Below are 26,890 nucleotides of genomic sequence, written 5' to 3'. Positions count from 1 at the left end.
TAGTCGATAGGGTGTGGCGTTGATGGTTCAGGCTGCGAACGACGGTCCGCACAGCGGACCCTACTTTTTTGGCTTCGAATCGGGCTTCTTCGTTTCCTTCTTCGGCTCGCTCTTCCCTTCCGACTTGCTCTCGCTCTTGCTCTCCGACTTCGACTCACTCTTCGGCTCGCCCGACTTCTTGTCCTTCTCGGCCGCCTTCTTGTACGAGTCGCTGCGGTAGTCGGTCTCGTAGAAGCCCGAGCCCTTGAACACCACGGCTGCGCCCGTGCCGAACAGCCGCCGCAGCTTCGACTTGCCGCACTCGGGGCACTTCTTCTTCACCGGCTCCGAAATGGACTGGAACAACTCAAACTCGTGGTCGCACGCGTCACAGACGTAGTCGTACGTGGGCATCTTTGGTGGTTCGTTCGGGAAAGGGGATAGGGGGATGTTGGTGATAGGGGGGATCGCAAGCGGACGATGAAGATAGGTCTCTGGTTCTGGCCGCCTACACGTTCAGTGTTTTGCGTTCGGTCTCTTGGCGATAAATCGCAGGTCGCTTCGCGACCACTTCTTTAATTCTTCTCATCATGTATCAGCTACTTGGCTCGAAAGGGTCAGAGGCGTCTCAAACCCACCACCCATTTGCGATCCCCCCTCTATCACCAACATCCCCCTCATCTCCTTCAACCGATTAAGCAGCGGGCCCCGAAGACACCACCACCTGCGCCGCGCGGACAACGCGGTCGTGGAGTTTGTAGCCGGGTTGGGCGGTGAGCAGGATCGTGCCTGCCGGGTGGTCCGGCGATGGCTGCTGGAGGATCGCCTCGTGCATCGACGGGTCGAACTCCGTGCCTGGCGCCGTGTCGATCAGCTGGCAGCCGTGCTGGGCGAGGGCCCCCGCGATCTGGTCGCGGACCATGCGGAAGCCGTCCGCCAGCGTGCTCGTCGGGTCGCTAGATTGGCCGGCCTTCTCCGCGGCTTCCAACGCGCGGTCGATGTTGTCGAGCGCCGGCAGCAGGTCGCGGGCGACGCCCAGCGACCCGTACTTGCGGGTCTCTTCCGACTCACGCCGTGCGCGGCCTAGCACGTTCTGCAGCTCGGCCTGCAAGCGCAGGTTGCGGTCTTCGAGCGCCTTCACCTGCTCCTCGAGCGATGGCGGCGCGTCGCCGCCCGACTCGAGCTCGCTGACGAACTCGACGGTCTCGGCCTCGATGTCGTCCACTGCGGCTTGTTCGGCGGCGAGGGCGTCGTCAACGTCGTGGAATTCGTCTTGGGGGTCATCAGCCATGGCAGGGCTCCGTCGTTACTTGTCGCTCGATTTGGCGCCGGCGGGGGCGGTCTTGTCGCCCTCCTCTTCGCCGACGAAATAGTCTTTCAGCTGTTTGAAGAAGCTCTTGCGCTGCGGCGCGACGTTCTTGTGCTCGAGGCCCGCCAGTTCACGCAGCAGCCGCTCTTCGTCCGGCGCGAGCTTCTTGGGCACCTCGATCATCACTTGGACGAGCAGGTCGCCCAGGCCGTGTCGGCGTGGGTCGGGCATGCCGCGGCCATCGAGTTTGAAGACGTCGCCCGACTGCGTGCCCGGCGGCAGCGTCACCGTGTCGCGCCCGTCGAGCGTCGGCACTTCGAGCTCGCACCCCAGCGCCGCTTGCGTGTAGCTGATCGGCACGCGCACCACGAGGTGCTGCCCCTCGCGCTCGAAGAGCGGGTGGCTGAGCACGCTGATGAAGCAGTAGCAATCGCCCGCCGGGCCCCCGTCGGGGCTCGGCTCGCCATGACCCGTGATCCGCACGCGCGTGCCGTCGTCGACGCCCGCCGGGATGCGGACCTCGGTCTGCACGCTCTTGAGTCGTTGGCCCGTGCCGCGGCACGGGCGGCAGGGCTTGCTGACGGTGCTGCCGGCGCCGTGGCACGCCGGGCACGTCGTCTGCATGCGGATAATGCCCGCCGACTGCACGACGCGGCCGTGGCCGGCGCAATAGCCGCACGTCTGCCGCTCGCTCCCCGGCGCCGCGCCCGAACCGTCGCAGTCATCACAGGGCTCGTGGCGTTGGAACTCGACGGTCTTGGTGACCCCCTCGGCCGCTTCGTGCAGCGTGAGCGTCACGTCGCAGCGGACGTCACGGCCCTGCCGGACGCGCGTCCTGCCGCGGCCGCCGCCGAACATATCGCCGAAGATGTCGCCGAACGCCGAGAAGATGTCCTCGACGTCGTTGAACCCGTGCCGCCCACCCGCGGCGCCGTTCACGCCCGCATGACCGAAGCGGTCGTAGCGCGAGCGCTTCTCGGCGTCGTTGAGGACCTCGAACGCCTCGGCGCATTCTTTGAAGCGCGCGATGGCCTCCTCGTCACCAGGGTTCTTGTCGGGGTGGTACTTGATCGCCAACTTGCGATAAGCCGTGGCGATCGTCGTCCCGTCCGCATCGCGGGAGACGCCGAGCACTTCGTAGTAGTCTCGCTGCGTAGCCATTCAAAGCTGGTGGTTTGGAACCACAGATGGACACAGATGAACACGGATAAAAAAAGCCGACCTGTGGGAGGCGTCTCCAGACGCCTCCCACAAAACATCAACGTTTATCCGTGTTCATCTGTGGTTCCCCATCTTCCTGTCTAGCGAACCGGGCCACGCGCCCTTGCGGCGGTGGCCCGGCGTTACGGTCGTTACGAGCGTCACGGGGTCAGCGGATGCTGCCCATCACGCCGCGCTTGGCGTCGTCGTGCGAGTCGTAGTTGGTGACCAGGGCTTCGGTCGTCAGCAGGAGGCCGGCGATCGAGGCGGCGTTGGTGATGGCCGTCTTCACAACCTTGGCCGGGTCGATAATGCCCGCCTTGAACATGTCGACGTACTCGCCGGCATTGGCGTCGTAGCCGATGTTCTTGCCCTTCTGAGCGACCTCGTCGGCGATCACGCTGCCGTGCAGGCCGCCGTTGGCGGCGATCTGCTTTAGCGGGGCGTCGAGGACGCCCAGCACGATGTTGACGCCGATCTTCTCGTCACCCTTGGCGGACGAACGAGCGGCCTCAACGGCCTCTTTGCAGCGGAGTAGCGCGACGCCGCCGCCGGGGAGGATGCCCTCTTCGACAGCCGCACGCGTCGCGTGCAACGCGTCTTCGACTCGGGCCTTCTTCTGCTTCATGTCGGCTTCACTCGAGGCGCCGACCGAGATGATCGCGACGCCGCCGGTGAGCTTCGCAAGGCGCTCTTGGAGCTTCTCCTTGTCGTACTCGCTGGTCGAGGTCTCGATCGTCTTACGGATCTGGTCGATCCGCTTCTTGACGTCGTCGCTCTTGCCGGCGCCCTGGACGATGGTGGTCGCTTCCTTGTTGGCGCTGACCTTCTTCGCGCGACCGAGATGCTCGAGCGTGACGCTCTCGAGCTTGATGCCGAGATCTTCGCTGATCAGCGTACCGCCGGTCAGGGTGGCGATGTCGCCAAGCATCGCCTTGCGGCGGTCGCCGAAGCCCGGCGCCTTCACGGCACAGACGTTGAGCACGCCGCGGAGCTTGTTCACCACCAGGGCCGCCAGGGCTTCGCCCTCGACGTCCTCAGAGATGATCATCAGCGGCTTGCCCTTCTGGCTGACGGCCTCGAGGACCGGCAGCAGGTCACGCAGCGACGTGATCTTCTTCTCGTGGATCAGGATGTAGGCGTCCTCAAGAACGGCCTCCATCGCGCCTTGGTCGGTGATGAAGTAGGGCGACTGGTAGCCCTTGTCGAACTGCATGCCCTCGACGAACTCAAGCGTCGTCTCGGTGGTCTTGCCTTCTTCGACGGTGATGACGCCGTCCTTGCCGACCTTCTCCATCGCGTCGGCCAGCAGGTCGCCGATCACACGGTCGTTGTTCGCACTGATCGAACCGACCTGGGCGATCTCTTCTTTGCTGCTGACGGCCTTGGCGACCGAGTCGAGTTGCTCACAGACGGCCTGGGCCGCCTTCTCGATGCCGCGACGCACGGCCGTCGGGTTGCTGCCGGCGACGATGTTGCGGGCGCCTTCCTTGAGGATGGCGCGGGCGAGGACCGTCGCGGTCGTGGTGCCGTCGCCAGCGAACTTGCTGGTCTTGTCGGCGACCTCGTGGACGAGCTTCGCGCCCATGTTCTCGAAGGGGTCTTCGAGTTCGATCTCTTTGGAGACCGTGACGCCGTCCTTGGTGACCGTGGGGCCGCCGAAGGATTTGTTAATGATCACGTTGCGGCCGGTGGGGCCCATCGTCACCGCCACCGCGTCCGCGAGCTTATCGACGCCGGCGATCATCTTCGCCCGCGCGGCGTCGTCGAACATGAGTTGTTTGGCCATTTTGGCTCCTATCTGGTTTCAGCCGGGGACGACTGGTGAGCGTGTTAGTGGACAGGGACGAGGGGTTAGGGACGGGGGGACAAGGGTTTACGGAGACGAGTTCCCTCATCCCCCATCCCTAACCCCTCGCCCCTACCGCCGTCAGGCGGTGACCTTCGCCAGGATGTCCGACTCGCGGAGGATCTTGTACTCATCGCCATCGACCTCGACCTCCGAGCCGCCGTACTTGCCGAAGATCACCTCGTCGCCGACCTTCACCGACAGTTCGCCACGCGCGCCGCTGTCGAGCAGCTTGCCGACGCCCACGGCGACGACCTTGCCACGCTGCGGCTTCTCGCGCGCCGAGTCCGGCAGCACGATGCCGCCAGAGGTGACCTCTTCGGCTTCCAAGAGCGAAACAACAACACGGTCGTCGAGCGGACGAAGCTTGATGCCTTTGGCCATGAATGGGTTCCTTTGTAACGGTGTATGTGTCGCTTCGGTGAAGCGAGTTGGTTATTCAAGCGGTTGGACGTTAGCTGTTAGCGATTTGCCACATGTCGGTCGAGTGAACGACTAACTGCGAATTGCTAACGGCTTCTTACATCATCCCGGGCATGCCCATGCCGCCCATACCGGGCATTCCGCCGCCCATTCCGCCCATGCCACCCATACCGTGGTCGTGGTCGTGGCCGCCGGCGGCATCGTCCTCGTCCTTCGGGGCGTCGGTGATGAGCGACTCGGTGGTCAGCAGCAGGGCCGCGACGCTCGCGGCGTTTTGCAGGGCCGTGCGGACCACTTTCGCGGGGTCGATCACGCCCGCGGCGACGAGGTCGACGTACTCGTCCTTATCGGCGTTGTAGCCCTCGGTCTTACCCTTGAGCTGGCGGACGCGGTTCACGACCACGGCGCCATCGACGCCCGCGTTCTCGGCGATGCAAGAGAGCGGGTACGACAGCACGTTCTTGATGATCGTGGCGCCGAGCTTCTCGTCGCCGGCGAGGTCGAGCTTGTCGACGGCCTTCTCGGCACGGAGCAGAGCGACGCCGCCGCCGGGGACATAACCCTCTTCCAGAGCGGCGTGCGTTGCGGCGCGGGCGTCGTCGAAGAGGTCCTTGCGTTCCTTCATCTCCGACTCGGTCGAGGCGCCCACCTTAATCTGGGCGACGCCGCCGGCGATCTTCGCGAGCCGCTCCTGGAGCTTCTCACGGTCGTAATCGGAGTCGGTGTTCTCGATTTCGGCCCGGATCTGGTCGGCACGGCCCTTGATGGCGTCCTTGCCGCCGGCGCCGCCGACGATCGTCGTGTTGTTACTCGAGACGATGACCTTCTTCGCCCGGCCGAGGTCCGACAACTGAACGCCGTCGAGCTTGATGCCGAGGTCTTTGAAAATCGCCGAGCCGCCGGTGAGCGTGGCGATGTCGCCAAGCATTGCCTTGCGACGGTCGCCGTAACCGGGCGCCTTCACGGCACAGACTTGCACGATGCCGCGGAGCTTGTTCACCACGAGCGTGGCGAGCGCTTCGCCCTCGATGTCCTCGGCGATGATCAGCAGCGGCTTGCTGCTCTTGCTGACCGCCTCAAGGATCGGCACCAGCAGCTTGGCGCTGGAGATCTTGTCCTCGAAGACCAGCACGTGGCAGCCTTCGAGGACCGCTTCCATGTCGTCTTCGTCGGTGACGAAGTGGGGCGACAGGTAGCCGCGGTCGAACTGCATACCCTCGACGACCTCGACGGTCGTCTCCGAGCCGCGGCCCTCTTCGACGGTGATGACGCCGTCCTTGCCGACCTTGCTGAACGCGTCAGCGAGGACCGAGCCAATCGACGGGTCGTTGTTGCCGGCGATCGTGGCGATGTGCTGGAGCTGCTTCTTGTCCTTGACCTCGATCGGGTCGGCCGCCTTAAGGATCGCGGCGCTAACTACCTCGACGGCCTTGTTAATCCCGCGCGACAGGGCCATCGGGTCGGCGCCAGCGGCGAGCATCTTCAGCCCTTCGCGGAAAATCCCCTCGGCAAGGACCGTCGCGGTTGTCGTGCCGTCGCCGGCGACGTCGTTGGTCTTGCTGGCGGCTTCCTTGACGAGCTGGGCGCCTAGATTCTCGTAGGGACAGTCGAGGTCGATGTCCTCGGCGACGGTGACGCCGTCCTTGGTGACCTTGGGGGAACCCCAGCCCTTGTCGAGCACCGCATTGCGGCCGCGGGGGCCGAGGGTGCTCTTCACGGCGCGGGCGAGCTTCTCGACACCGGCGGCCAGGGGGCGGCGGGCGTCTTCATCAAAAACCATCTGCTTTGCCACGGCGGGGATCCTCCGACAGGAAAGTGGCTCGTTGGAAGCGTGTGCGTCAGCGATATGCGGCGCCCCGCAGGCATGCGGAGCGATGGACTCGTGAACGTCGGAGTCGCCACCCGTCAGAAATGGCAGGCGCAGCGTCTCCGCACCACCTATAGGCAACCACCGTGCCAGCGTCACAATGTGGCCGAAAAGCCCTTAAAACAAGGCGTTTACTCCGAACAAACCGCAGGCAGTCCAGCGCAAACTGCCAATTTGGCGCCGCCGGGTGAATCTCAAAGTTCAGTCATCGATGAGTCGGGGCGTCGCCACCCCCCGGCCCGAAGCGGGTATCCGGCGAGCCGCGGTCGAGACGGCCCGGTTCAGGCATAGCTTCGCTTGAGGGGGAAAACCCGGACTCTCCGCCAACCCCTGGCAATCTGGGCCGACTTTTCCGGAAATTCCGATTCTCCGCCCTCTTTTGCTGCGGGTCGCCCCGCGACGCCGCCGATGACTACGGCATTGCCAGGCCCTGCGCAAGGGCTGGGTCCCTTTTTGCTGCTGCTACTCCGACGTGAGGAACGTCTCGCCATGACCAGGCGCCAACCGCTGCTGATTGCCGGCTGTCTTCTCGGTTCGATGGGCGTGGGGGCTTCGGCCACCCAGGCTCAGTCCGGCGTCGTCTACGCGGGCGACATGCAGTCGATCGACCGGGCGATGCTCGACGCCGCGGACCTGCCGTTGCCGTCGATGGCGTCGGGGCCGACGCTGACGCCCCGGACCGCCCCGCAAGGCGGCGCCGTCCAGGCCGCCGCGAGCGCGCCGGCGACGGGCCACGTCACCCCGGCCGGATTCAACGGCGGCGTCCGCCCCAGCGCGGTTGATCAGTCCGAGCCATCCAGGGGGGGACTCTTCGGCAAGCTGAAGCCTCTCTGGCCGTTCGGCAACCAAGAAGAGAAGCCGCCCCAGGTCGATCACTTCGCCCAAGCGACGCAAGACGCCCGGATCCAAACCGTCGGCGCCGCCACCAAGTCGTTCAATCGCAACGAAGGCGTCCAGCGCATCCCTTCCTACGTCGCCTCGCAATCAAATAACCAGCAAACCACTCGCCACGCGGCCGCGCCTCAGCAGCGGCTTCAACCGACTCCGTCGCAGGCCAAGCGCGCCGACGGCCTCGCCCTCCGTCAGGACGCCGGGCCTAAGAAGGGCTTCCTCTCCGGCCTGTGGGGCGGCGGCTCTAGCGAGCCGACTCAGCAGCGTCCGAAGCCGCAACCGCTGTTCGGCGGGACTCAGACCGCGAGCCGTCCGAGCATGCCGGCGCCAACACGCATGGCGATGAACGGCAACAGCCAGCCAAAGGTCAACAGCGCCGGACCGACGCCGTCGCCGAGCTATCTCTCCAGCAACGCGCCTTCGCACGCCACAACGTCGAGCGCACGTACTCCGCAGGTGCCGAAGCCTTCAGCAAAGCCGTCGTCCATGCCGCAAGGCGTGGTGATGGTCAGCGACGAGCCCGCGCCCGTCGTCAAGCGTTCGCCGATTGCCAGCGTCTCGCAGCCAAAGCCGACCGCCGCCAACCTGTCGGTAGGTTCGTCGGAGGTGAAGACCCTCGAGAACCACTTCGCGACTACCAAGCCGGCGCCGATCAAGCGAGAGCCGACCAACGGGGCACCCGCCGACAGCGCGAGCTTCGCCGCCGACGACACGCCGCAAGTCGACATGCCGAAGGTCGTTAGCGCACCGGCCGAAGAGCCCCGCGCGATCGAGCCGACGCCGCCGAACCCGACCGCCGCGCAAGGCCCGGTCGTTGTGTCGCTGCCGCCGCGTCCGATGCCGGCGCCCTCGGATGAGACGGTTCGTGAACTATTGCCCGCGGCCCAAGCGCCCGCGGCGTACGCCAACACCGCCACGAGCCGCCCGGCGGTCGTCGCCGCCGAGCCGACGACTGAGGTCGCTACCGAACGCGCCAAGTCGCTGCTCACCGAGGCGCACCAACTCGCCGCCTCCGCCGAGACGCCCGACGAGTTCTCCGCCGTCATCAAGCGTTGCAGCTACGTGCTGGCGATCGACAATTCCCAAGAGGCCATCGGCTACGCCAATCAGCTCGCCGGCTGGGCCCTCGCCAAGCGTGGCGAGGCGTTCGAGAACGAAGGCCGCATGAACGAGGCCGAGGCCGACTACCTCGACGCCCTCCGCAGCGACTCCGAGTGTTGGCGAGCCGAGCACGCCCTGGGCGTGATCGCCGCTCGCAATGGCGACGCCGAGGAGGCCGGTCGCCGCTTCAACCGCACGCTGCTGCTGAACCCGGAGTTCGCCAAGGCCTACTCGAACCGCGCCGCCCTCGCCGTGCAGCGTGGCGACTTCGAGGCCGCCCTCAGCGACTATCAGCAAGCGATTGAGATCGATCCTGATTTCGAGCCCGCCCACACCGGCCGCGGCCGCGTCTGCCACATGCTGGGCCGTCTCAACGAAGGCCTCCAACACCTCGACGCCGCCGAGCTGCTCGCTCCCAACGACGCCATGATCGCCACCGGTCGCGGCGACCTGCTCGTGGACCTCGGCCGCTACGGCCAAGCGAAGCAAGCATACGAGCGGGCCATCTCGCTCGACTCGCAGAGCCCCGCCGCGTATCGCAACCTCGCCTGGATGCAGGCGACGTGCCCCGTGGCCGAGTTCCGTGACGGCGCCGCCGCGGTCGCCAACGCCCAACGAGCCGAAGAGCTCGCCGGTGGCGCCGACGACCTGACGCTCGACACCAAGGCCGCCGCTCTCGCCGCCGCGGGCCGCTTTGACGAGGCCGCCCAGGTCCAGCAACAAGCGATCGCCGCCGCTCCTGAGACCGACGCCGCCGCCTACCGCGAACGCCTCGCCATGTACCAGCAAGGCGCGTCGTTCACCAGCCAACCCGTCGCCGTGCGACAGGCAACGTATCTGAAGTAGTAGGCAGTCGGCGGTGGGCAGTCGGCAGGAATTACTTTCTGCCCCGAGCCCACTGCGCGCTGCCCACTCAACCGCTGAGGCGCCGCCCGCCGAGACCGAGCGGGCGGGCATAGAAGGGGGGGAAGCGAAGGCCCGGCCGCCGCAAGGCAGCCGGGCCTTTCGTTATTGGTAGAGCGGCACTTGTTGCCAACGGTGGGAGGGGTCTCCAGACCCCGATAACGTGCACCACACGTATTCGGCTGGCATGCCGTAATCGGCGTCTGGAGACGCCTACCACAGCACCTGCGGTGCTAAGCACTAGCGGTGGAGCCAGCCCGACGATGCTCGCGCGGCCGCACTACATCCCAAGCGAGCCCCACCCGCTCCAGCCCCAAGATCCATACGTACATCAGGTCGATCTCCCACCAGCGGTGCCAGTTCGAGGCGCTGGCGGGCTCGGCGTGGTGGTTGTTGTGCCAACCCTCGCCGCTGCTGAGCACCGCGACCAGCCAGTTGTTGCGGCTGTTCTCTTTCGTCGCATAGTTGCGGTACCCAAAGAGGTGCGTCAACGAGTTCACCGACCAAGTGATGTGCCAGACCACCACGGTCCGCAATAGCACGCCCCACACCAAGAGGCTCGCGCCGAGCCGCGTCGCTTCGGCCACCTCGCCGCCCGTCGTCGCGTAGCCCAGGCCGAAGCCCACCAGCGCGTAGACCAGCGCATGGGCGACGTAAATCACAAACGGCAACACGCCGCGCTGCAGCCTCAGGTAGAACGGCGTCCGAAGCACGTCGCGCGCGTAACGCTCGAACACCGGCAGGCTGCGCACCGCGGGGTTATCGACGAGCAACCAACCGAGGTGCCCCCAGAATGCGCCGGCGAGCGGGCTGTGCGGGTCCTCCTGTTCATCGGAGTCGCGATGGTGCAGCCGATGCGCCGCCACCCAAGTCCCCGGCGCGTCTTCCAGGCAACAGACCGCCACAACGACAAAGCACTTCTCTAGCCATGCCGGCACGACGAAGCTGCGGTGCGTTAGCAGCCGGTGGTAACATAGGTTGATCCCGACGCCGCCGTAGAAATAGACGCCCACCACGAACGCGATCACGCCCCACCAGCTAAACATCGTGGGGATCAGCGCCGTCAGCGCGAGCAGGTGGATCACCACAATCGGCGCCGCGTAACGCCAGTAGATCGTCCGCGACGCGCCCTGCGGGTACGGCAATCGATCACCGCGCGGAAGGCCCTTCTCCTCGTTGACGCCGGCAGCCCGCTCCTTGGCTCGGACGCGGCGTGACCGCCGCGTTGGCGTGACCTGAGTTCCGTCCATCCCTTCCTTCCGTGTCGCCTTGACGGGCGGCAGCCTCCGAAAAGCCGCGGCAAACGCCCCGGTCCGACCGCCCCGAATCGCTCAACCATAGGGGCGCGTCACCCCGTCAGCAAGCAAATAGCCTGCACGGGCTCCACTTCTTCCGCCGCCCTGGGATTCTCTGCGGCCTAAGGCGAGTTGACCGAGCCGCTCACCGAGGCCGAGGGAGCGAGTCTCTCCCCTGCTCGCCAAACGACCAAGCTATCGCCGCCCTCGCGGGCGCGGGCCTTCGCCGTTAACGGCGTGGACGCCGAAGCCCCGCTCCCATCACGGCGACGCCAACCAGCACTGCGGCGACCGGCTCGGGCGTTGACAGCGCTGCTTCAACGTCCCTGGACGCGCCGTAGTTCGCCGCCCATACGGCGTAGTCCTGCTGGGTAACCGCGCCGGGGGTCGTATCGCCCGGCAGCGTCACGTCTTGGCCGAAGTTGTCTCGCCACACGGTGTAGTCGGCGGCGTCAACGAGGCCGTCGCCGTTGTAGTCGCCATCGAGGCCGGGAAGCTCTCCGACGGTGAGCAGCGTGTAGCCGGCTAGCTCACCCGTCGATTGGTACGCCAGCGTGTAATCGACGTCACGCTGGGCCGAGGCGAGGTCCTCGTAGCTATCGCCGTCCCAGTAGCTCAAGCTCCCCACTGTGCCAGCGAGGAACTGCGAAAGCGACGACTCTCGGAAGCCCGTAAGCGCAAGCTGACCGCCATCGCGCAGTGCGAACAGCGAGTTGGACCCCGGCGGGTACGGGTTGAAGAGATAGAGATAGTTATTCACAACGACCCGCCCCCCGCGCTCAACGAGCACGTCTGGGACGCCGTCGCTCTGTTGCGGCTGGGCGTTCACTCGCAGGCTATTGGCGTCGAGGACCGAGCCGACGCCCGTGATGGTGAGCTGCCCCTCGCCGTAGTAGTCCGAGATGCGGGCTTCATTCACGTCAACACGGCCACCATCTTCGATCCGGAGTTCGGGCGTGGGCACGCCCTGCGACGGCGAACCGCCGGCGACCGTCAAATAACTCCCCACGTTCCACTCGGACCCCTCGCCGCTCACCACCGCGGATGGCGCTGCGCCCGTGCCACCCGACCCACAACACGGACCGATCTCGGCTCTGAAACTCGAGAAGACGTTGGCGCCGTCCTCGATGATCAATGAACCGCCGCGGTCGATAAAGACGTCCGTCGTACTCAGCGAGGCGCGCTCGACGTGGATCACGCCAGTCGATCCAAGGCGGCCTCCGATCCGGGTGGTTTGGCTTTGGACATGCGCCATTGATTTGATCGAAAGCTCACCGTTGCCGGCGGCTCCGACATCCAGAGAACCGTACATCAGCCACGCCGAGCCTCGCCCCGTCAACGTCGCGACGCCCGACGAGCCCTGGTGGTAGCCAAGGTGGCCGGACCTCGAATAGATGACGCGACCGTCGGAGATCGACAGCGACGCCTGGCCCCGATAACCAGCCCCCATCGCGCCACGGGCGTTCGCGCTGCCGACAGGCGCCTGGAGCTCGATGGTGATGTCTTTCCCTTGCTCGTCCACGAGTTGGAACTGCTGCGACAGACCGTGCGTGGCGTCGAAGGTGATGTCGAAGTCGGTCACGAGCCCGCCCGTCCGGATCACGCCGACTCCCTGCATAGCGCTCGGCGTTGCAAGAAGCCCACCAACGTCGACTTCGCCGTCGTCGAGCGTCAAGCCGCCGCCCCCTCCGCCGACCACCGTCAAATCGCCAGTCACCAGGACCTTGCTCTCGGCGCCCACCGACAGCGAGTTGCCCGCAAGCGACCCAAAGCCGATCGATCCCGCCGCAACGACGCCCCCCCCTTCAACCGAGAGGTTGCCCACGCCATAGCGACCAAGCGTCATTCGATTGGTGACATTCCAGCGGCTACCAACTCCCGAGACGACAACGGTTCCAACGGCCCCGTCGTGATACCCGACTTCACCAAGTTCAGAAGAAACCACCTGTCCGCCCGCGATCGAGAGCGTCGAGGCGCCCCGATACCCAGCGCCCAGCGCGCCGCCGGCGGTCTCCAAGTCGAGATTCACCGTCACGTTTTGCTCAGGCGACTCGTTGAACACCCACTGCTGATTGCGATCGGCGGCGGTCGCAATCGTGACGTCGAAGTCAGCGACAAGGCCATTGGTGTTGATGACGCCCGTCCCTTGCAAGTCCGAAGGGGCGGCGAGCAGCCCCCGCGTTGCGATGACGCCGCCATCGAGTTGCACCTCGCCGCTGCCGGAAAACCCCCGTCCGACATAGAGGTTGGTGGCGTTCACCGTCGCCGCCGAGCCGACCCGCAAGGTTCCCTCACGGTTGTCGCCGACCGCAAGGATGACGACCGTCATCGCGGCCCCATCCTCGACCACCAACGAACTCGCCACGTCGCCCGAGCCGATGTAAACGCCATTGGTCGCAATCAATTGCGATCCCGGCCCGGTGATCGTTGCTTGACCCGCGCCGTTGGAACTGCGGCCGAGGTAGACATCTTCGCTGAAAACCCACCCACCCTCTTCGACTTGCAACGCTCCCGATCCGCTATAGCCGACGTAGAGGTAGCCTTCGACCTCCAACCGCGAATCGTCCCCGCTGACGGTCACCCCACCCGTCGAGCCGGACCCGTCGGCGATCGCAAGGCGATCCGCGTAAACCCGGGCGCTGTCGAGCACCGACAGTTCCCCATCGCCGCGGTCGCCCACGTCGAGCGAATACTCAAGCGTCCAGGTCGAGCCCGCGCCGGTGATGGTCGCCGTCCCCTGCCCCGTCGGGCTATAGCCCAGGTACGCGGAGTAGGCAGTGACGTCGGCGTTGTCCGCAACGGTCAGCGAACCCGTGCCGCTATAGCCTAGATACACCCAACTGTCGCTCGTCCAGGTCGAGCCCGCGCCGGTCACCGTCACCTCGCCAACGGCGGGAGCCTCGTATCCAACGTACGTGTCGTCGTTCGCCACATCGCTGCCGCCGTCGATCGTCAGCGACCCGCTCAGGTCCTCGCCCACATAGATGTCGGTGGTCGTCCCCAGGTCCCACGGGTCCGCGACGCCGTCATACGCGGGGCGGTAGTCCCCGGTCGCCGTGATCGCCGCGCTGCCAGGAGCGGCCCCCGCCAAGCAGAGGAGCGTCGCAACGGTCCATTGTCGAATCAAGGGAAACAATGTCGTTCAATCCGGCGAGGAAGGCGTCGAAAGGAAGCGTCGATTATAGCCGATCAAGTGGCTAAAACCTCGGACATTCTCGCTGCAAACGCCTCTGGCGAAGGGTTCCGATTGGCGCGACGACATTCTTCACGAGGTTCCGAGTCTGCGCATTTCCGGGCCTCCGAATCGACGCTGCTAGCTGCTAGACTCGGGCTTTCCCGCCCCGCCACGGCCAGCCCCGCCCGAGGATTGGCCTGCCCAAGGATTGCCCTTTCCCACGGAATGGAGCCCCCCAGAATGGCCAAGCACATTTTTGTTACCGGCGGTGTCGTCAGCTCGCTCGGCAAGGGGCTCACTTCCGCGTCGGTCGGCATGCTGCTCGAGAAGCGGGGCCTCTCGGTCCGCATGCAGAAGCTCGACCCTTATCTCAACGTCGACCCGGGGACCATGTCCCCCTACCAGCACGGCGAGGTCTACGTCCTCGACGACGGTTCCGAGACCGACCTCGACCTCGGCCATTACGAGCGTTTCACCAGCGGCCCGCTGACGCGCGACTCGAACTACACCACCGGGCAGATCTACCTGTCAGTGATCGAGAAGGAACGCCGCGGCGAGTTCCTCGGCAAGACGGTGCAGGTGATCCCGCACGTCACCGGCGAGATCCAGCAGTGCATCGCCCGTCTTGCCGAGACGAAGGACTCCAGCGGCCGCAAGCCGGATGTCGTCATCACCGAGATCGGCGGCACCGTCGGCGACATCGAGAGCCTGCCGTTCATGGAGGCGATCCGCCAGTTCGCGCTTACCGCGGGCAAGGGCAACTGCCTGTTCATGCACCTGACGCTGGTGCCGTATCTCAAGGCGGCCCGCGAACTGAAGACCAAGCCTACGCAACACTCCGTCGGCCTGTTGCGGCAGATCGGCATCCAGCCGGACATCCTCGTCTGTCGCTGCGAACAGCCGATCGGCCGCGACGACCGTGAGAAGATCGCGCTGTTCTGCAACGTGCCGGTCGACGCCGTCATCGAAGAACGCGACAAGGACTTCAGCATCTACGAAGTGCCGCTGTCGCTGGTGGAGAACCGGCTCGACGCGCAGATCTGCGAGCGTCTCGGCCTCGATACGCCCGAGCCGAACCTCGACGACTGGCACGACCTGCTCAACCGCCTGCGTCGCCCCGACCACGAGATCTCGATCGCCGTGGTGGGCAAGTACGCCGAGCACCGCGACGCCTACAAGAGCATCTACGAGTCGATCGACCACGCCGGCATCCACCACAAGGCGCAGATCCGCATCGGCCGCATCCGCAGCGAAGACGTCGAAGCCGAAGGGCCCGAGCGCCTGCTGTCGGGCTACGACGGCGTGCTCGTTCCGGGCGGCTTTGGCGAGCGCGGCATCGAGGGCAAGGTCCAGGCGATCCGCTGGGCGCGTGAACGCGGCGTCCCGTTCTTCGGCATCTGTCTCGGCATGCAGTGCGCCGTCGTCGAGTACGGCCGCGACGTCATCGGCCTCGAGAACGCCCACAGCACCGAGTTCGACAAGGACACGCCGCACCCGGTGATTTGCCTGCTCGACGAGCAACGCGACGTCACCGACAAGGGAGGCACCATGCGACTCGGCGCGCAGCCCGCGGTGCTCGCCGAGGGTTCGCTGATCGCTTCGTGCTATGGCAAGGAAGAGGTCAGCGAACGCCACCGCCACCGCTACGAGTTCAACAACCAGTACCGCCAGCAGTACGAAGCCAACGGCATGCGTTTCGGCGGCACTAGCCCCGATGGCAAGCTCGTCGAAGCCGTCGAGATCCCCGGCCACCCGTGGTTCCTGGCGGTGCAGTACCACCCCGAGTTCAAGAGCAAGCCGATCGCGGCACAGCCGCTGTTCGCCGGCTTCGTCGGCGCCGCCGTCGCGCACCGCAAGCGCCGCAACGAACGCGCCGCCCAACCGGCCGATTCGCACCAGCCCAACGAAACCCAACACGTCGGTTAAAGCATCGAGAAGACGAGGGAAACGATGAGCGACGAGAAGAAGATCTTCATCGACGAAGACTGGAAGTCCCAAGTCGAAAAAGAGAAGCAAGCCGCAGCGCACGGAACTGGCGAGCCTCCGACGTCAGTCGGTGGAGTTGAATCACAAACTCCCCCAACCAACGTTGAGGGCTCGCCAGACCCCGACGACCCACCGATGCCCCCCGCGTCGATCGGCATGCTGATGTCGTCGCTCGCCACCGAAGCGTTGCTCTCGCTGGGCCAGTTCCCGCACCCCGTGACGGGCGAAACCAAGCTCCGCCGCAACCAGGCGCAGTACCTCATCGACACGCTGGCGATGTTGCAGGAAAAGACCGCCGGCAACCTCACGTCGGACGAGGCCATTGCGCTCGACGATATCTTGCATCAGCTGCGAATGGCGTTTGTCGCGGTGAAGTGACGCCGCGTGTTCGGCCCTCAATGCGCAATTAGCCCCCGGTCAATGACCGGGGGCTAAATGATGGAGCCGACTTTTTTTCCGGGACAATCCCCGCCGGCCGGTGTCTCTTATCTGAGCGACCGACCCGTCATGTTCTCGTCCCGGAGCTTCCCGAGTGCCGCAACGCGCCCCTTTAAAGGTGGAGCGGGCTGATGTGCTCGGTAGGCTCCTCGCCGAAAACGGGCCGGCCCTTGCGCTGTACGCCGCCAACTGGACGGCCGCGGCCGAGGACTGCGTGCAGGAGGCCCTCGTGGAGCTCGCCGGCCTGCCGCGGTTGCCCGACAGCCCCGTGGCGTGGCTCTACGCCCGGGTGCGACAACGGGCGCTCAACGCATCCCGCGCCGCGCGTCGCCGTACGGGGCACGAGTCGGCCGCTTGGCGTGATCGGCTCATCGCGACGACAAGTGATCCCGCCGAAGCGCTCGACCTTGTGTCGGCGCTCGCCGAACTGTCGCCCGACGACCGCGAGCTCGTGACGCTCCGTTTCTACAGCGACCTGACGTACGACGAGATCGCCGCGGCGGTGGGCTCGTCGAAGAGCGCCGTCCACCGCCGCACCGAGAACGCCCTTTCGCAACTCCGCACCCGTTTGGAGGCGCCATGCGACCCGAAACTGATCCAATCAACGACAAACTCACAGAACTCTACCGCACGGCGCTAACGCCGGCGCCGCTCGAGCTCGACGCGCCCGCACTCTGGTTCGAAGCGGGCCGCGCTGCGGCGCGCGCCGAGCGTAGCGCCCGTGGTTGGCAAGCGTACTCGCTGGTTTCGACGGCCGCGGCGGCGGTGCTCGCAATTGTGGTCGTGCAGCAGCGCGAAGCGTTGCCGATTGCCGACTCGGCGCCGCCGGCGCCAACGATCGTGATGACGGAACCGGTCGTCGCCCCTGAGCCAGAGCCGATCGCCGAACCATTCCGCACGCCGAGCGCGCCGACGCCGCCGGCTTGGGCCCTGTGGTTCGTCGCCGCGACGCCCGACCCCGACTCTTACTTGGGCCGCCGCGACCTCGTGCTCCGCGAAGGGATCGACGCCCTCCCCGAGCCGCCGCGAGTCGAGGGCGTTTACAACGCGTCGCTGCCCATCGAGCCGCCCCCCACCGCCGCGCGACTCCTGCGGATGTACCTCCCCGCCGAGAAGTCCGCGACCACGAAGACCAACGACCCCCAAGCCGACCAATCGTCCTCCCACTCGGAGAAGCTGGCATGAACAATCCCGGAGATCAGGCTGTGCCTGACGCCACCCCGATGGATAGCGCGTTGCGACGGCGCCGTCAGGCACAGCCTGACCTACGAGCGCTCCTCGCCGCGCTCATCGCGGCTACGTTCTCAGCAACCGCCTCGGCCGGGGTACGTCACATCGAGGACGAGAAGAACACCGGCCACGTCGTGATCCAGATGGAGGTCACCCCCGCCGACGAACCATCGCCGGTGTTTGAGCACCGCTTGACCTACGGGCTGCATGAACGCCTGCCGGGAAATCGTCCGCAGTGGTACGCCCGGGCCTACCCTGAAGAAACCCATGCGTGGTCCACATGGAATAAGCTCATCGGCAACGACGATTTCGAGCCTTACTACACGGCTGGAATCCCAGTCAATGAAGTCGCGTGGAATAAGCTTGATGAGGCAGGACGTAGTCTGTCGCGATCCTTAGTCGACGACCACATCGTCCCCGGCGCCATGCGTCGCGATTGCGATTGGGGGATTCGTTCGGAGCAGTTCAGGGGTACCGAGTTCTTTGAATTCCTACTACCGGAGATGCAGTCGTCGCGATCGCTTGCTCGGATGCTAAATCTTCAAATGCGGCTCGCCATCCACGAGCGACGTTACGAAGACGCGGTCAAGTATCTGCGCACGGAGTACCAGCTCGGCGCTGATGTCTCGCAGGAGCCGCTCATTGTTTGCGGGCTCGTTGGCATCGCGATCACCGGCATCGCCAACTCGGGCGTCGCCGACCTCATCGCTGCGCCGGAGTCGCCCAATCTCTACTGGGCTTTGTCAGCAATCCCGAATCCTCCCGTGTCGTTACGTGACGCCATCTGGAACGAATCCGCAAACTTTGCGAGGTTCTTCCCTCTGCTAGAAGAGACTGACGGCGTTGAGCGATCGCCCGAAGAGTGGAACGCCCATTGGAAAAAGCACACGCCGGCTTTGATTCAAGAGGCCGCATTCTTGTCCGGCAATCAAAAGTCGCATGACATGCAATTGGCTTTGGTGAATCGTGCTCTACCTCTACTGACCGGCGTCGTCGGCTATACCCACGCCAAAACGCGACTCGTCGATTGGGGCATGACTCCGCCGGAAGTCGAAGCCATGCCGGTCGGCAAAGTCCTCTCACTCTACTCCAACCGCATCATGCAAATGAGGGCGGACCGATATCTTAAGGCCTACCTAGCTCCGTACTCGGCGTCAAAACCGCTGGACAAGGAAGCCCAGGACTATCACGACGCTAACGTGCTCTTCTCTGACGGTCCTGACCGAGAAGTGCTCCCCTTTGGAATCGGGATGCTCTTTACCGTCCGAACCGTCCGTTCCTCGGAGGTACGAGCCGCGCGCGACCTCGCCGCATTGCGGGTCATCGAAGCCCTGCGGATGCACGCCGCTCGCAACGACAGCCGCTGGCCCGACACACTCGACGACGTGACGTGCGTCCCCGTGCCGCTGAACCCCGCGACCGACAAGCCGTTCCTCTACCACCGCGACGGCAAGACCGCGGTGCTTGAGCTGCCCGCGTCGGAGGGTTTCCCCGGGTACTCGCGGCGCTACGAGATCACGATCGCGAAACCTTAAAGGCGAGCCCCCGATGTTAATCGGGGGTGGAACCCGCAGAGAGATTGAAAGTCTTGCTCGCTTCCCACCGACGACTAACGTCGCCGGCTCGCCGTCACAACGGAGGTTCATCATGCGCCACTTCCTGCGCTGCTTCGCTCTGCTCTTCATCACCGCTGCTACTCACGCCGCGACGCCGTTCGATAACTATCTCGAAGACGGCACGTTCCTCGTCGCGTCGCTCGATCTCGATGAAATGACCTCGACCGAATCGGCGCAGTGGCTGATCGCAACGATCGAAGCCGCGGCGCCGGCGCTCCGTTCGGGCGACGCCACGATGCCGGCCATGATCACGCGGCAAGCGATCAGCCAACTGCGAGAGCTGCGCGACTTCGGCGTCAAGGAGATCGGCCTCGTCGTCGCGATCGAAGACCTGACGATGAACCATGGCCCGTTGCTCGTCACCAAACTTCCCGACGAAGCGGCGGCGATGAAGGTGCGCGACTGGTTACAGCCGCGATTGCAGATGACGCCGGGATTTGAGGCGCGGCTGTCCGGCTCGACGCTGCTGGTCGCCACGACCGCGACACTAGATCGCTACGCAAAGCTAACGCCCGCCGCGCGTCCCGACCTAGCCGACGCACACTCGTCGGCCAACGCCGCCCTCAGCGCTGTCCTCTCTCCCGGCGCCGACGCGCGGCGGGTGCTGCGTGAGCTGTGGCCGATGCTTCCGCCCCCATACGACAAACTGACGGGCCCGCTCGTCGCCGACGACGTACGTAGCGTCACGGCGACCGTCCAACTCGGCGCGGCGCCGATCGCTTCGCTGACAATCACTTCGCCCAATCCTTCCGCCCGTGAGTCAATTGCGCAAGCTATCTCAGCGGGGCTGCAAACCGGCGTTGTTTGGGTAGAGACGAACCAGCCACCCTACGCCGCCGGTGCGAAGGAAACCGCCGAGTTGTTGGCGCCTCGCGTGGACGACGCCGCGGTGACGATGCGAATCGACTCTGCCGACGCCGCTGTGAGGCAATTCGCAACCAACGTCCTCGCTCCGGCAATAGTTGTGGCGCAGGAACGCGCCAAGCGATCGTCCAAGATGAACGACATGAAGCAGATCATTCTGGCGATGCACAATTACCATGATGTTCGCGGCTCTCTTCCTACGAACGTGGTAGACAAGGATGGTAAACCGCTGCTGTCGTGGCGGGTGTTGCTCCTCCCCTTCTTGGAGCAGGAAACCTTCTTAAAGGAACTACACCTCGACGAATCGTGGGACAGTCCGCACAACCTGGAAGTCGCCAAACGATCGGCGCCCCAAGTCTACTGCCGAGATAATCGCGAAGGGCTGACAAGCTTTCTGCGGCCCGTCTATGCAGGCTCGGACCTTGCTGCGGCGCGAGGAGACATTGAGCCAATCGAGAAGCCAACGTCTGGACGCATGTGCTTCCTGCAGCCGAGCGAGACGTTCCGTGACATCACCGACGGCTTGTCGAAAACGATCATGGTCGCCGAAGTGGCGCCGGAGCACGCGGTCTTTTGGACCAAGCCCGATGATTGGGAGGTCGATCTCGAGGACCCGCTAGCGAAGCTCCGCACGGACAAGCGTGAGGGATTCGTCACCGGGTACTATGATGGATCCGCGCGATTTGAGCCCTTCGATATCGACCCAGGGCTGCTTAAGAAGTTGATCACCAAGAACGGTGGTGAAGCGATCTCGCGGTGATTGGCCCTGTCGCGCGCTCGATCCCCAATACGCAATTAGCCCCCGGTCATTGACCGGGGGCTAAATGAAGGGTGGAGTTGAATGCATGTGGGGTCAAAATCCTCAATCTCAAAAACGCCACGCCCGACGGGGCGGTAACGGTGGGCATCCGATGCCCCTCGTCGATCCGTCGTGACTTGCACCCCAACCGCTGACGGGCGGCCGTGGATTTACGCGGGTTCGCCCCGTTCGGGCGTGGCGGAGATAGCTGGGAAAGGCCGTTCGACCGGTAGGTGGGTAGGCTGGTAGGAAGGACAGCGCTTGCGGCTGGGTGGGGCGGGGGGCCAGCCGCTGGCGGCTTAGCGGGCGAGTTCTTCAAACAGCTCTCGGAAGCCGGGCATCTCGCGGCCGATCCATTCGGCCCACGCCTCGGGACGCCACAGCTCGACGCACACCGCGGCGCCGACGACCGAGACGTTACCTCCGGGTTCGACGCCCAACAGTTCGCGGAATCCTTCTGGGATGACGATCCGGCCGCGGCCGGCGATGGGGATGGTTCGTTGTCGGGTGGAGAGCAACCTGCCGAGCCGCTGCACGTCGCCGAGGCGGCCGTCGAGCCGGCCCGTGGCGAGCTTCGAGCTAACGATCGACTCAGCCTGCCGCTGCTTCTCTTCCCAAGCGTCGCGTCGCCACAGGCTGAGGCAGCCCGGGCGTTCTTTAGCAATCAGGCACTCTGCCCCCTGACCAGCAACGGGGCCGCCACCAACCGCCTCCGCCAGCTCTGCCGGCAGCGTCAGTCGGTAGCGTTCGTCGAGCGCACGGATCGCTTCGCCAGTTAGCACGGCCGGGACTGGTTAGGGCAGCTATCGGAGACAGCGGCCCACCCTGGCCGATTGCTGGCCGCTTTCGTGGGTTTCAAACCCAATCTGGCGACCGACGGGCCGAGTATACGGGCCCCGCCGCCCTTTGCAACTACTTTTCGAGTGAGTTCGCGATGCGATTAGCCGCAGCGGTCTTTGCTGTGGGAGGGGTTCTCCAGACCCCGATTACGGCATCCATTCCGAGTACGGCGTGGTGCGCGTCATCGGCGTCTGGAGACCCCTCCCACAGGAAGGCCTAGAAGGCCGCTAGGAGCCGCTAGGAGCCAATCGGAAGCCACATCAACCGCCACCCCACCACTTGGTCCCCCTCGAGCAAGATCGCCCCACAGAGGCCGCCACGCAGCTCCACAGCGACCCGCCCCTCAGCCGCCTCGCGCCAAACCACTACCCCGCCCGCGACGCGCGTCACGCTCCCCCGGGCGCCGCTGAGCGGGCCCTCGTACTCCAGGTAAGCCGCGCGATGATCATCAAGGGCACTCGCCACAACTTCCGGGGACGCCCCATCCGCCGCGCCCGGCCATCCCGCAGGTAACTCGCTCAGCGACCAAGTCGCCAACCGCCGCTCGTCCGCAACCGCCGCGCGCTCGAGCATCAAGTCCCAATGCGACCCACCGCGATAACCCGGAGGGCACTCGTGCCGCAACAAGACCCAGCGGAGCGTCGCCGGCGCCATCGAACCATCCATCCTTAGCGCCTCCGCGCCTTTTCGTGAACCTTCGCTGATTGTCTCACGCAAAGGCGCGGAGACGCTAAGAAATCCTACCGTGGGCTGATCGAGATGGACTCGGTCGCCGTCGCCGTGGCGCCGTCGGCGCCGCTGCGCATTTCTAGCCACACCGTTGTGAGGCCCTGCTGCACGGGCGTGTAGGGGACGGCGATGCGGAAGGTCTCGCCGGCCGCGAGCGAGCCAACGGCGGGGAACTCGATGGTGTTCTGGTTCTGTTGGGCGCCGGCGGGGACGGTGGGCTGGATCCGGTTGGTTTCGAACACGAGCCGGTACTGCACGTTGCCAAGGTCGGCGCCGGAGCGGTTGGTGATCGTCAAGTTGAGCGTCGCCGGTTGGCCGACCTTGGCGGGGTTCGCCGTCGAGCTGAGGACGCCTTCCAGGTCGCCACGCGGCGCCGCCGGCTCGGGGGTCGTCTCGGGCGTCGTCGCGGGACGGGCCGGGCGGATTTCGATGCCGTCGGTTTTCTGCCCAAGGTCGACGCCCGCCTGCGAAACCCAGGTGGTGACCTTCGCCAAATCGGTCGCCGATTCGCAATCGAATTGAACCTCGAATTGCATGCTGCCTCCCGCGGGGATCGTCTCTCCCTCCCAGCGCACGCCGCCAGGCGCTGGGGAGGAGCCGCTGGTTGCTTGAACGGCGTCAAGCTGTCGGTCGGCAACGACTTCGATTGTCAGGTCCTCCACCGGCGCGGAGCCGTCGTTGTAGACCGTCACGAGGTAGCTGAGTTGCTGCCCCACCTCGCCCACCGCATCGAGAGCGCTCTGAATGCGGACCTGAGGCCGAGCGGCCGGCGCCTCGCTCTCGACGGTAACGCACTGCCGGTCGGCGGCCGAAGCCATGCCGTCGGCCGTCACTTGGACACGGTAGCACTGCTCACCGACCTCGACGGCGGAGAAGTCGAGATCGACGGTGCGCGATTCGCCCGGCGCGAGGGTCGGCAAGTCGCTGCGTTCCAGGCGGTAGCGCCCCATCGTGTCTTGCGGGCTCGAAAGGCCGCGGTCGAACTCCACCGATAGCCGCATGTTCTGCGTCGGTTGGTCACCTGTATTGAGCAGCTCAATGGTCGCCGGGATCGGATCGCCGACTCGTACGGCGCCGGTCGAAGCCCGACGCAACACCAGCTCGATGCGCGGGCCGATCTGTGGCGTCGTCTCGCCGAGCGTGTCGCCGCCGCCTGTCGGTGGCGGCTCGAACGGCGCCGGCGGGTTGGGCGATCCGCCTCCCGTGATTGGGGGCGAAGTGATGCCGCCGCTGACCGGCGGGCCGATCGGCTGGACGGCCGTGGGCGTCCAGCTGACCACCGTCTCGCCGCCGCCAAGCTCCAACCGCGGCGCGGCCATCGGCGCACTCTTCGCGGGGCGGATCACGGTGACCTTCACTTGTGCCGTGCCGGGTTGATCGTCGGTCGGCGAGATTTGCACTTGGGCGCGGCCGTTGCTGTCGGTCGTTACCTCCGAGAGCTGGCCCGACTCGTAGCCAAGCCGCGCCGTGTCGCCTCGGGTGACTTCGTACCGAACGAGCCAGCCCTCGAGCGGCGCGCCGTCGGTCTTGCGGGTGACGGTCGTCGTGAGCGTGCCGACCTGGCCGGGCTGTAGCACCGTTGGTGGCGGCAGCTGCCACTGGGCGTCGACCCAGTAGATCGCGGCCGTGTTGCGGCGGGCTTCCCAGTTGCCGGTCTCCGGCGCCGTCGCGGTGACGTAGCTGACGCCCTCGCTCGCGCTCGAGACGGTGACCCACGCCTCGCCGGTGCGGACCTGCACGTCGTCCGTAGTGTCGTCGGTGCCGCGACGTAGGCAGACGTTGAACGGCGTCGTGTAGCCGACGACGTAGGAGTTATCGACCTTGTTGGGCCGCTCCCACGGGAGCCGCATAAAGTCCATTTCGCCCCGTTCGCCGACGGTGACGAATTGCCCGGCGCCCTCCTGACCTAGCATCCATTCAATGCGGCGGTTGGTGCGGAGGTAGCCGTCCTTATAACAAACGCCCGCCTTCAGGATCACTTCACTGCCGACAGGCGCGAGGACGCGGCTCGGCGTGATGGTGAGCTGCTCTTCGACGGGCGACTGAGCGGTTACAGCGACCGGCCCGGCGGGGGCGCCGGGCATCGGCGGCAGCGTCGGGGGCGGAACGGCGCCGGCGAAAACCGGCGGGACCGTGACGTTGCCGGTCGTCGCCAGCGAGGGACTAACGGTCGAGGCTTGGCGTTCGGGCCAGACCAAGAGCCGCCTCCCGGAGGGGTCGATCCGCGGCAAACTCGCGCAGCCGCCGGTGAGCAGGGCCGCCACAAGGGCGACCCGCCACGCTTTCGGCGATCGGCGGGAGAGCTGGAACACGGAAGTCCGGGGGGATTGGGCCGTGGTCCCCACTCCGGCGGTGGCGCGCAGGCGCAGTGGCGGACGGAGGACCGCGAAACCCTAGCCCACGCTGGCCTGACAGGTTGGCAAACGGCAACGTCTGCGTTGACTTTTTGCCATCCGTCCGGCCAGTCTGGAGCGGCTGTGGCGGTCGTAGCGTCTGCGGGCCAGCGAGGGCGGCGGATTCGCCACAAACCCCTGTGGTTTCTTGCTTTGCCCAATTTGCCCGATTACCCTGAAAGGTCGATCCCTTAGGCCCCTACCGGCGCCCACGCAATCGGTGCGCTGGCGGTCGTCGAACCCTATTTAGAATCTTGCCGCCACGCCGGCGGCGATCGCGCTCGAGGACGCTTTCATGCGCATGACCCTGCCCCACTCGACTGACACGCTCGGCCTTGGCACGCTCGGCCTTGGCACGCTCGCCAAAGCCAAGCTCAGCCGCGGATTCGTCTCGGCACTACTCGTCGCCCTCCTGATGTGCGCCCCGTCGTGCCTCGCCCAGATGGGCGGCGGTATGGGTGGCGGCATGGGCGGGGGAGGTATGGGCGGCGGCATGGGCGGCGGTGGCATGGGTGGCGGCATGGGCGGCGGTGGTATGGGCGGCGGCATGGGCGGCGGCATGGGCGGCGGTGGTGGCGGCGGCCTTGGCGGCGGTGGAGGTGGCGGCGGTGGCCTCGGCTCGGGCGTCATCGTCGACGCCAACGGTGTGCTCCATCGCGCCAGCGTTTCCGACCCCGGCGGCCAACTCGCCCGGCAGCGCGTCGCCGAAGCGATGAACCGTCTGCAGGGCGACCTCGCCAAGCCGAGCCAGCTCCGCAAGGTCTCGCTCACCAAGCTCGAAGCCGAACTCGCCAAGCAGATCGCCGCGGGCCAGCAGCCTAGCGACGACATCCAAAAGCTCGCCGGCCTGACCCGGATCGACTTTGTCTTCTGCTACCCCGAGACGAATGAGATCATCATCGCCGGCCCCGCCGAGCCGTGGGCCATCACGCCTGCCGGCCGTCCGCAGGGCGTCAAGACCGGCGCGCCGATCCTCGAACTGCGTGACCTCGTCACCGCGATGCGCGCGTTCGGTCCGGAAACGGCTTCGAACAATTCGCCGCTGATCTACTGCTCGATCGACCCGACCGAGGAAGGCCTCGCCCGGATGCAGCAGTTTTTGGCCCGCGTCGGTTCGCCCAACCCGAACGTGATCGCCGGGCAGCTCCAGCAAGCGCTCGGCCACCAAGAGATCACCGTCGGCGGCGTCCCCGCCAACACGCACTTCGCCCAGGTGCTGGTCGAGGCCGACTACCGCATGAAGCTGATCGGCATCGGCCTGGAGAAGGCCGACGCACCGATCAACAGCTACGTCAGCCGCGTGAACCCGGCCTTCGTCAGCAAGAACGCATTGCAGCGTTGGTACTTCGTCCCCGACTACCAACGCATCAAGGCGACCGATGACGGCCTGGCGATGGAGATGGTCGGCGAAGGCGTCCGTCTCGTCGGCGAAGACGAAGTCGTCTCGAAGGACGGCGGCCGTCGCCAGCTCGGCACCAACAACCGCGCGAGCAACCTGTTCGTGAAGGAGTTCACCGAGAACTACGCGAAGCTCGCGAAGGCGAACCCCGTCTACGCCCAGCTCCGCAACTGCATCGACATGGCGGTCGCCGCCGCGTTTATGAAGCAGCACGACCTGTTTACGAAGGCCGGCTGGTCGATGGGCGTGCTCGCCGACGAGTCAAAGTACGCGGTCGAGACCGAGAACGCCCCGCAGAAGGTCGCCTCGGCAGTGAACGCCCTCTGGAAGGGCCGGACCCTGATGACCCCGATCGGCGGCGGCGTCATGATCCGCCCCACCGAAGCCCTCGCCGCGGCCAACGTCAAGCTCGACGAAGACGGCAAGCTGGCGATCGAACGCAACACGGTGGTCGAAGCCGCAAAGACGAGCGACAACTGGTGGTGGGACTGAGAGGGTCTCCGCCAGCTCGCTACACTGACTCTCTCAGGGCCTTGTCGCATTCCTTGCGACAAGGCCCTGTTCTTTTGTCGAACATCTCTTCCCCTGCAATACTCACGGGAAA

19 protein-coding genes are annotated in these 26,890 nt (G+C 65.7%); 8 read left to right on the top strand and 11 right to left on the bottom strand.

Features of this window, described 5'->3' with window-relative positions:
* Positions 1–60: 60 nt before the first annotated feature.
* From Spa11_RS04095 to groL (Spa11_RS04070), 6 genes are all read right to left on the bottom strand, one after another.
* Positions 61–393 carry an FmdB family zinc ribbon protein gene (locus Spa11_RS04095; RefSeq protein ID WP_145108293.1) on the bottom strand — a complete coding sequence of 111 codons (333 nt, stop codon included), beginning with the start codon at positions 391–393 and terminating at the stop codon, positions 61–63.
* A 280-nt stretch (positions 394–673) separates the two neighbouring features.
* Positions 674–1,270, bottom strand: coding sequence for a nucleotide exchange factor GrpE (locus tag Spa11_RS04090; protein ID WP_145108290.1), 597 nt, complete (start codon positions 1,268–1,270; stop codon positions 674–676).
* Positions 1,271–1,285: 15 nt separating this feature from the next.
* Positions 1,286–2,449: a molecular chaperone DnaJ gene (dnaJ, locus tag Spa11_RS04085; protein WP_145108287.1), complete on the bottom strand. Its 1,164-nt coding sequence runs from the start codon at positions 2,447–2,449 to the stop codon at positions 1,286–1,288.
* 208 nt (positions 2,450–2,657) lie between these two features.
* The gene (gene groL, locus Spa11_RS04080; RefSeq protein ID WP_145108284.1) at positions 2,658–4,277 is read right to left on the bottom strand and encodes a chaperonin GroEL; all 1,620 of its coding nucleotides are present in this window, start codon (positions 4,275–4,277) and stop codon (positions 2,658–2,660) included.
* A gap of 141 nt (positions 4,278–4,418) precedes the next feature.
* Complete coding sequence (groES, locus tag Spa11_RS04075) at positions 4,419–4,721, bottom strand: co-chaperone GroES (RefSeq protein ID WP_145108280.1); 303 nt, start codon at positions 4,719–4,721, stop codon at positions 4,419–4,421.
* A gap of 136 nt (positions 4,722–4,857) precedes the next feature.
* Positions 4,858–6,552 (bottom strand): chaperonin GroEL, encoded by a 1,695-nt coding sequence (groL, locus tag Spa11_RS04070; protein WP_197529725.1) that lies wholly within the window; start codon positions 6,550–6,552, stop codon positions 4,858–4,860.
* A 564-nt stretch (positions 6,553–7,116) separates the two neighbouring features.
* On the opposite strand from groL (Spa11_RS04070), the gene Spa11_RS04065 reads away from it, so the two are divergent.
* Entirely contained in the window at positions 7,117–9,465 is a 2,349-nt protein-coding gene (locus Spa11_RS04065) for a tetratricopeptide repeat protein (protein ID WP_197529724.1), read from the top strand.
* A gap of 290 nt (positions 9,466–9,755) precedes the next feature.
* Here the strand turns inward: Spa11_RS04065 and Spa11_RS04060 are convergent, their stop codons facing one another.
* Both Spa11_RS04060 and Spa11_RS04055 read right to left on the bottom strand, forming a co-directional pair.
* On the bottom strand, positions 9,756–10,772 hold the full coding sequence (locus tag Spa11_RS04060) for an acyl-CoA desaturase (RefSeq protein WP_145108274.1): 1,017 nt from the start codon (positions 10,770–10,772) through the stop codon (positions 9,756–9,758).
* Between the two features lie 274 nt (positions 10,773–11,046).
* Positions 11,047–13,944 (bottom strand): hypothetical protein, encoded by a 2,898-nt coding sequence (locus Spa11_RS04055; RefSeq protein ID WP_197529723.1) that lies wholly within the window; start codon positions 13,942–13,944, stop codon positions 11,047–11,049.
* Positions 13,945–14,232: 288 nt separating this feature from the next.
* Here Spa11_RS04055 and Spa11_RS04050 point away from each other — a divergent pair, with 288 nt between their 5' ends.
* The 6 genes from Spa11_RS04050 (at position 14,233) to Spa11_RS04025 (ending at position 20,886) form a co-directional block, all read left to right on the top strand.
* Positions 14,233–15,918 (top strand): CTP synthase, encoded by a 1,686-nt coding sequence (locus tag Spa11_RS04050; RefSeq protein WP_145108268.1) that lies wholly within the window; start codon positions 14,233–14,235, stop codon positions 15,916–15,918.
* A 24-nt stretch (positions 15,919–15,942) separates the two neighbouring features.
* The gene (locus Spa11_RS04045; protein WP_145108265.1) at positions 15,943–16,356 is read left to right on the top strand and encodes a DUF1844 domain-containing protein; all 414 of its coding nucleotides are present in this window, start codon (positions 15,943–15,945) and stop codon (positions 16,354–16,356) included.
* 193 nt (positions 16,357–16,549) lie between these two features.
* Complete coding sequence (locus Spa11_RS04040) at positions 16,550–17,056, top strand: RNA polymerase sigma factor (RefSeq protein ID WP_197529722.1); 507 nt, start codon at positions 16,550–16,552, stop codon at positions 17,054–17,056.
* Positions 16,996–17,601 carry a hypothetical protein gene (locus Spa11_RS04035; RefSeq protein ID WP_145108259.1) on the top strand — a complete coding sequence of 202 codons (606 nt, stop codon included), beginning with the start codon at positions 16,996–16,998 and terminating at the stop codon, positions 17,599–17,601. The genes Spa11_RS04040 and Spa11_RS04035 overlap by 61 nt, the downstream gene beginning before the upstream one ends.
* Positions 17,602–17,621: 20 nt before the next feature.
* A complete protein-coding gene (locus tag Spa11_RS04030; protein ID WP_145108256.1) occupies positions 17,622–19,181 on the top strand; it encodes a hypothetical protein in 1,560 nt (519 codons plus the stop codon).
* Between the two features lie 112 nt (positions 19,182–19,293).
* Positions 19,294–20,886 carry a DUF1559 family PulG-like putative transporter gene (locus Spa11_RS04025; protein ID WP_197529721.1) on the top strand — a complete coding sequence of 531 codons (1,593 nt, stop codon included), beginning with the start codon at positions 19,294–19,296 and terminating at the stop codon, positions 20,884–20,886.
* Positions 20,887–21,224: 338 nt separating this feature from the next.
* Here the strand turns inward: Spa11_RS04025 and Spa11_RS04015 are convergent, their stop codons facing one another.
* The 3 genes from Spa11_RS04015 to Spa11_RS04005 form a co-directional block, all read right to left on the bottom strand.
* A complete protein-coding gene (locus Spa11_RS04015; protein WP_145108250.1) occupies positions 21,225–21,707 on the bottom strand; it encodes a division/cell wall cluster transcriptional repressor MraZ in 483 nt (160 codons plus the stop codon).
* A 295-nt stretch (positions 21,708–22,002) separates the two neighbouring features.
* On the bottom strand, positions 22,003–22,431 hold the full coding sequence (locus Spa11_RS04010; RefSeq protein ID WP_145108247.1) for a hypothetical protein: 429 nt from the start codon (positions 22,429–22,431) through the stop codon (positions 22,003–22,005).
* A 74-nt stretch (positions 22,432–22,505) separates the two neighbouring features.
* The gene (locus tag Spa11_RS04005; RefSeq protein ID WP_145108244.1) at positions 22,506–24,806 is read right to left on the bottom strand and encodes a COG1361 family protein; all 2,301 of its coding nucleotides are present in this window, start codon (positions 24,804–24,806) and stop codon (positions 22,506–22,508) included.
* A 376-nt stretch (positions 24,807–25,182) separates the two neighbouring features.
* Here Spa11_RS04005 and Spa11_RS04000 point away from each other — a divergent pair, with 376 nt between their 5' ends.
* Positions 25,183–26,778: a DUF1598 domain-containing protein gene (locus Spa11_RS04000; protein ID WP_145108241.1), complete on the top strand. Its 1,596-nt coding sequence runs from the start codon at positions 25,183–25,185 to the stop codon at positions 26,776–26,778.
* Positions 26,779–26,890: the final 112 nt, after the last annotated feature.

The sequence above is a fragment of the Botrimarina mediterranea genome (genome assembly GCF_007753265.1).
Lineage (GTDB): Bacteria > Planctomycetota > Planctomycetia > Pirellulales > Lacipirellulaceae > Botrimarina > Botrimarina mediterranea.
This window is presented reverse-complemented; position numbering and strand designations above follow the sequence as displayed.